Annotated in this window: 3 protein-coding genes; 2 read left to right on the top strand and 1 reads right to left on the bottom strand. The window is 59.2% G+C overall.

Features of this window, described 5'->3' with window-relative positions; all coding sequences use genetic code 11:
- Positions 1–193, top strand: a 193-nt coding sequence (locus VBE63_RS29925; protein WP_323686605.1) for a hypothetical protein, incomplete at its 5' end; no start/stop codon positions are given.
- A 48-nt stretch (positions 194–241) separates the two neighbouring features.
- On the opposite strand, the gene VBE63_RS29920 is transcribed toward VBE63_RS29925, so the two are convergent.
- Positions 242–610 (bottom strand): hypothetical protein, encoded by a 369-nt coding sequence (locus VBE63_RS29920; protein WP_323686604.1) that lies wholly within the window; start codon positions 608–610, stop codon positions 242–244.
- 318 nt (positions 611–928) lie between these two features.
- Here VBE63_RS29920 and VBE63_RS29915 point away from each other — a divergent pair.
- The coding region (locus VBE63_RS29915; protein WP_323686603.1) for a heme-binding protein at positions 929–1,160 on the top strand (232 nt) is incomplete at its 3' end.

The following is a 1,160-nucleotide window of genomic DNA, read 5'->3' as shown; positions in this document are numbered from 1 at the left end:
TGCGGGGCTGGAGGCCTGGCAGGCGGGTCGGTTGCCAAACGACGCCTTCGCGCACAATCTCTCGCGAATCTGGGCGGGCCTGCCGGCGGATGCGAGCAACCAAAGCTACTATGAGGGTATCGCTGGGAATCGGGCAACGACAGACTGGACTCAAGTGATGACGGCCTTGGAGTCTGCAAGAACGCGATCCTAACTCGGGCGAATCCGCATGACTGACCTCAATCCTGATATCGATCGACGACTAGGAATCCCGGCCGAGGTCGTCATAGATAAAGTAGGGGGCCATATCCAAAGAGAGACCGTTATCAGGATTGAAGGGGCCGAGCCAGTCGTCGATGTCCTGATCATCTGCCATGGGGGTGATACCTAAGGCCGTTGGAGACTGTTTGGTCAGGTGCGCGCGCCGATGATCAAGCAGGGCGCTCAGCGCGAGCACGAGGATGAACACGGCCCAGGCGGTCAGGTTCAACGCCAGCCAAGGCAGTGGGGCGAATGCCGTTAACAGCGCTGCCCCCGCAACCAATCCCAATACCGCATCAGTCAGGCGCCGACCCAGAGACTGGGTTGCGACGGGCGGTTGATCTGGTCGGGTTCGGATGGATGCTGGCACGTTGATGCTGCCTCCCTGTTCATCATGGACAGGGAAAATGATTTAACCGATTGTCAAAGAAGCATTTTAGCATGGCTTGGAGAGCGCTGCTGCCGCCTCTGCATCGCCATTGCGAGCAACCATAGCGGAAACCCGTTATGGCGCTTGCGATCTGAAAAACGACTTGTGGCTGGCGGCGGTGTCGCACGCGATCTTTTCGTATCCTGAGACCAATCTGCCGGATGGTTTTCGGTGGTGCGCGAGGGGCTTTGCATCAAGCGCAGCCATCCACCACCAGACCCGTCTTGCCAACACCACAGCTGCGTGAGGACATCGATGATGAACAGGCACAACCGGCTATTGACGCGCATCGCGCTGGCGATGCTACTGACACTCTGGGGAGGGCACGCAATGGCCACCGAAGAACCGCCTTACGAGGTCGTCCGTGAAGACTCAGGCTTCGAGCTGCGCCGCTATCAGCCGCAACTGCTCGCTGAAACCGCGGTGCAAGGCCGCTTCGACAAGGTCGGTGGCAAAGCCTTTGGCATCCTCGCCGACTACATCTTCGGCA

This window comes from Lamprobacter sp., assembly GCF_034860625.1.
Taxonomy (GTDB): Bacteria; Pseudomonadota; Gammaproteobacteria; order Chromatiales; family Chromatiaceae; genus Lamprobacter.
The sequence above is the reverse complement of the archived record's forward strand: the minus strand, read 5'-3'. Positions and strand labels throughout refer to the sequence as shown.